Below are 5,232 nucleotides of genomic sequence, written 5' to 3'. Positions count from 1 at the left end.
AGGGGCAGCACCGTACCGGAAAGGTCAGGTGTTGCACTCAGTTTTTGCCGCCGCCTCTTCTATTGGTGAGAAGTCGTGTCCAGCTGCCTTTAAGGCTTTTATCACATCATTAAATCTTTGGTAGAAGCCTCTGCTGTTGTCATTTTTTTCATATTTGAAAACCTCGAAGGTTTTCTTGAAAAATAGCTCTATGTCTGAGCATAGGGAGATGACGCAAAGCTGAAATAGTCGCTCGTAGACATCTCCTATTCCGAAAGACATTCGGTAGTCGTACATTGTGTTTATGTTTTTACCCCAGTTCAGCAGGGTTTTGGCTTCTTCGTTGAAAATAAAGGATTTGTCCTTGTCCTTGGCAGTTGTAGCATGCATGAATACTAAATTGTTTGTGCGCTCCAGAACTGTAACGAAGTGCCATCGTGTATGTGGATGTTTAAAGTCACTAGGCTGCATTCCAAGTCCTTGTGTTTGCGAATATTTTGGAAGGGGGACTTTAGCCGGCGGTCGCATGGATTCGCAAGATCAATCAAGTGATTTTACTGATCGATAACCGTGGCGAGCATCGCCTTGGCCAGCGCATCCTGCTGCTCTTCTGGCTCAATGAGTTCCAAGCTGACCTGACGCTTCGCTAATAGCATCTGCCACAGCTGCTGATCGATGCTGTTCTCGACAAGGGGAATCTTGACGATCACCGTCCTGAGCTGGCCATTCCGGTACGCCCGGTCTTCGGCCTGATCCTGCTGCCCTGGTGTCCAAGGCAAGCCCAGGAAGAACACATAGTTGGCAGCCGTGAGGTTGTTTCCGGTGCCTGCGGCTTGAGTGGTGCAGATGAAGACCCTGCACTCGGAGTCGCTCTGGAACTTGTCGATCGCCTTCTGGCGTTTGGGGAGCGAGTCGCTGCCGATCAGGGTGACGTTTCCTATACCGGCTTCTTCGCACATTTCCTTGAGGCGCGCCACGGTGGGCTTGAACTCGCAGAACAGGATGACTTTGTCTTCGGCGTCCAGTTCGCCGAGCAGGTCCATGGCGACCCTGACCTTCACTTGCTCAAGGTAATGGCGAAGCGCGCCGAGTCTCGCGAAGATTGGTCTGTCCTCGAGGCGGATGGTGTCGTACTTGCGCCGTTCTTCCACACCCATTGCCACGGGCAGCAGCTGCCGGTGTTTACCTTTGAGCCCGGGCAGGACGTCTTTCCGCCGACGGAGCATCCAGTCCCCCAGTTCCACCCGTAGGTCCTGCCGGAACTCCGGGCTGCCGGCGAAGCGCTCGCAGAAATCGCTGAGGGACAATTGTCCGATAGGGTGCCCAGAAAGGCGCAGCAGGGTGTGCAGCTCTGTCTCGCGGTTGAGCACAGGAGTGCCAGTCAGCAGATAGCGATTGGGTACCTTGGCAGCGATATCGAAGCCATGGCGTGTTCGTTCGGCGGTCGGCTCCTTGAGATGGTGCGCTTCATCTACCACGAGGACGTGGTAGTGCTCAGCCAACAGCACGTAGTCACCGAGGCGCTCGTAGTTGATCAGCATCCATTGCGCCTGAGGATTATGCTTCTGCAGGGCGATCGTCGCCTCGGGGTAGACCGCCAAAACCTCCCGCTGCCAATTGATAAGCAATGAGGAAAGGGTCACGACCAGGATAGGGCGGCCGGCCGCACTGATGTGGGCAGCGATGACGGCCTGACGTGTCTTGCCGAGGCCCATATCGTCAGCCAGCAGCGCGCTGGTGCGCTGGAGCAGGTGTGCGATGCCTGCTGGCTGGTGATCGAGCAGGGAGTAGCCGACCAGCGCCTGGGCGATCATGGCATCAGAGAACCCGGTGCGCTCGATCGGCGACACGGCAGCGAGGTATATGTCGTTGGAGGTCTCCTCGCCACTCGCGGTTGCTGAGGGCTCTTGCGGGGCGCCGCCCAGGCTAATACGGGGAATATCTGCTGCAGGCGCGACAGAGCCGTCGCCCAAGAGCTCCTGCACGACGTCCAGGATCTCGAACTGCTCCTCGACCAGGCCAAGCTCCAGGATTAAGTTGCTGCGCAAAATCTCTGCAGTCGCATTGATGCGCCAGGAGCTTGATCGGCCCAGGAATACGCCGCGCATTCGCCGTGCTACGGCGACCACGCCGGGATGGTAGTCACCTGACAGAAGGACACCGCCATCTGCCAGCGGCGCGATGCGCAGCAGCATTCCCCAGGTGAAGGCGTTTCGGTGAGGAGCACTTAACGCTGACTCGATCTTCTGGCGGAATGCCTGCCATGACTCCGTCACCTTGTCACCAGCCAGTTCGATCAGCTGGTGGTACACCAGGTCCAGCTCGTCGATGAACTTAGCCTTGGGTACACGCCAGTAGCGGCAGAGCGGGTGGTCGCCGCGGCGGATGAAGAATCCGCTGCGGGCCAACATGACCTTGTTCGCGCCTTCGATGTAGGGCATGAGGATGCCCATGTCGTAGCCGTCAAACACGGCGGCTTCGAGCAGCACTGACTGGCTGTTTAGGAGACGCGGTCGTTTCAATTGGTGCCTGCGCTCTTGGACTTCATCGGCACAGTCTGGTCGAGGTGGTAGGCCGGCACCCATCGGGTTAAGAGCACTGAGCCGTGAAGCGATCCGCCCTGGCCACTGATTACATAGGCCGCTGGCTGAGTACCCTTGGGCACACGTCTGCGCTCCTGCTTCCAGTACCCGGCGGTCTTGATGTCGTCAGGTTGTAACGGCCAGCATGAATCGCCTGGGCGGGACTCATAATGGGGGATCTTCGGGTTTTCTGCCTGCTCGGCCTTCAGCCGATCAATGACTTTCTGGGAACGGGCCACAAGCACCTCCAAGGGGATGAGTAGTCAACACGTCATCATTCGAGGTGCGCCTGCCCGCACCCGTAAGTGCGAGCAGATTGTCAGTTGCGGGGGAGCGGCTACAGGAGAAATGGAATACCGCCGTTGAGGCATTTCGGCTACATGCCCCTGGGTTTGGACATATCAGGTTTGCCATTCACAGAGGGGTAGCTCACGCGGCAGTTGTTCACCTTGTAGCCGGTGCATCCCCAGAAGTCGTACCCCCCTTCACCCCGCTTTTGCCGGCGCGTCAATGGCATCCCGCATTTCCGGCAGGAGTGTCCGCTTTCGGTGCCTGACGTGGCGTCCGGCGATCGCGGTCTCATCGCTACTGTGGGCGACTGTCGGAGGCCTGCAAGCTCCGTCTGCAGATGCTGATAGAACTTGGCGACTACTGAGCCGTACTGTTCTTCCCCCCGGGCGATTCTGTCCAAGTCCTTCTCCAGCGTGCTGGTGAACGCCAGCTTGACGAAGCTGAAGCGGCCCTCCAACTGGTCGATGGTACTCACACCTAATGGACCAGGGACCAATTTGCGCTTCTCTTCCACCACAAGGCCTTTACCGGTGATGTTCTTAACGATCGATGAAAACGTGCTGGGGCGTCCGATCCCGAGCCGCTCTAGCTCTTTGATCAGGCTGGCTTTGGTAAACCGTGGCGGCGCCTTCGTCTTCTGGTTCAGCACCTCGCCCTGGAGGACACTGAGGATCTGTTTAGGCTCGAGCACCGGTACCGGGTTCTTGGGAATGTCGGTGGACTCTTCATCGGTGTCGTCGTGCTGCAGAAGTTTCATCCAGCCGAGATAGGCTACTGTGCTGCCAGTTGCGGCGAAACGTAACGGCCGCTGATCCGGCCCTCTGGCCAGCAATTTGGCCGTGCGCACATCGTAGATGGCGTCCGCGAGTTGGCTGGCCAGAGCCCTGATCCGTATGAGTTTGTACAGCGCTTGCTCATCAGCGGACTCGCCTGCTACTTCATCCTCCCACGCTGTTGGCGCAATCGCGGGGTGACCTTCCTGGGCGCTCTCTGCAGCCTTGAACGTCCGGCGCTCGTCAACCACGTCCAGGCCTTGTCTGCGAGCCACCGCCTGGATATCTGGCATGGCCTCATCGGCCAAGTTGGGGTTATCCGTCCGGTGATAGGTGATGACACCCTGCTCGTACAGGCGCTGCGCAACCTGCATGGTTTTATCCGGATCCCATTTCAACGCCACGCTGGCTGCCTGCTGCAAGGTAGACGAAATGAAGGGTGGAGGGGGCGGGCGTCGCTTTTTGCCGTCTTCACATGACTCGACAATTACCGCACGGGTCGCGGCAACCCTTGCCGCGAGCGTACCGTCCTGGATGTAGGGATTCTCTTTACTGGCGAAGTCGGGGATCGGCTGCCATACAGCCGTCCAGGCCATGCCAGTAGTGTCGTCCTTGAAGGTCAGCTCTACCCCGAAGTGGTGGACCACCTTGAAGTTCCTGATCTCGCGCTCGCGCAGCACCACCAGGTACAGGGCAGGCGATTGGACTCGGCCAGCGGAGGTTGGTTGGCCAAGGACTCGGCGAAGCTCCTGCGTGACCAGATAGCCCACCAGGCGGTCCAGCACCCGGCGGCACTCTTGTGAGGCAACGAGCTGCCCGTTGATCCTCCGAGCATTAGCCAAGCCTTCACGCACCCTGGCCTGGGTGATCTCGTTGAACGTGACCCGCTTGTATTCGCGGATGCCCAGTGTTTGCTGGATATGCCACGCGATGCTTTCCCCCTCCCGATCAGGGTCGGTGGCAATGTAGACCTCAGTGGCTTCCTTGAGTGCTTTGCGCATGGTGCTGACGTTGCGGGCGCTCTTGGGCAGGATCTCGTAGACCGGACGAAGGGTCTTCAAGACGCCGGTTGTTATCATCGTGGCATCCTGGCCCGACTGGGGGAGGTCACGGATGTGGCCACCAGAAGCCACTACCACCCAATGCTCGCCAGGGCGGATCTTCTTCATCATGGGCCCAAGCTTCTTCAGCTTGCCCGGTGCCTCGATGATCATGAGTTTCATACTTTTCCTCAGCTAACGGCAGCCAAGGATTTACTGTCATCAAAGTGAGTATGAGGCTCAATGCGAAAACATCATCAGAAAGGGAGGGTTTTTCAGAGGAAGGGGAATTGAAGGGAGCCCCTATAGCAAGATTGATAGGGGCGTGCGAGCTTTGAAGGGCTAGCCTCGTAGCATTCGAGGAACCACTACGTCATTCATCTGCGCCAGTAGGGAAAATCCCTTCGAAGATAGAGTGAACCTGAGATTCTTCTCGGATCCATGAAGATATCCTTCTTCATGAAGCCACAGGATGGCGCGGTCGACCTCATTAGCCAGTTTGTTCCACTCCACTGAATCGCCCCTGGTTTCGTAGACACCTCCAAGCCTCATAATGAGGCCCAAATA

5 protein-coding genes are annotated in these 5,232 nt (G+C 57.7%); all 5 read right to left on the bottom strand.

Annotated elements, in window-relative coordinates; all coding sequences use genetic code 11:
* Nucleotides 1–24: 24 nt before the first annotated feature.
* Nucleotides 25–450, bottom strand: coding sequence for a hypothetical protein (locus MJ643_RS30085; RefSeq protein ID WP_247727249.1), 426 nt, complete (start codon nt 448–450; stop codon nt 25–27).
* An 83-nt stretch (nt 451–533) separates the two neighbouring features.
* Nucleotides 534–2,501, bottom strand: coding sequence for a DEAD/DEAH box helicase (locus tag MJ643_RS30080; RefSeq protein WP_247727248.1), 1,968 nt, complete (start codon nt 2,499–2,501; stop codon nt 534–536).
* Nucleotides 2,498–2,800: a hypothetical protein gene (locus MJ643_RS30075; RefSeq protein ID WP_247727247.1), complete on the bottom strand. Its 303-nt coding sequence runs from the start codon at nt 2,798–2,800 to the stop codon at nt 2,498–2,500. The genes MJ643_RS30080 and MJ643_RS30075 overlap by 4 nt, the downstream gene beginning before the upstream one ends.
* Before the next feature lie 137 nt (nt 2,801–2,937).
* Nucleotides 2,938–4,848, bottom strand: a complete 1,911-nt coding sequence (locus tag MJ643_RS30070; RefSeq protein ID WP_247727246.1) for a type IA DNA topoisomerase — start codon at nt 4,846–4,848, stop codon at nt 2,938–2,940.
* 159 nt (nt 4,849–5,007) lie between these two features.
* The coding region (locus MJ643_RS30065; RefSeq protein WP_247727245.1) for a hypothetical protein at nt 5,008–5,232 on the bottom strand (225 nt) is incomplete at its 5' end.

The sequence above is a fragment of the Pseudomonas sp. PNPG3 genome, assembly GCF_023093815.1.
GTDB classification, from domain to species: Bacteria; Pseudomonadota; Gammaproteobacteria; order Pseudomonadales; family Pseudomonadaceae; genus Aquipseudomonas; species Aquipseudomonas asiatica.
The sequence above is the reverse complement of the archived record's forward strand: the minus strand, read 5'-3'. Positions and strand labels throughout refer to the sequence as shown.

Bases quoted from the DNA above. Each gene is read 5' to 3' on its own strand.
- MJ643_RS30085 (WP_247727249.1), bottom strand. From the start codon at position 450: ATGCAGCCTAGTGACTTTAAACATCCACATACACGATGGCACTTCGTT.
- MJ643_RS30070 (WP_247727246.1), bottom strand. From the start codon at position 4,848: ATGAAACTCATGATCATCGAGGCACCGGGCAAGCTGAAGAAGCTTGGG.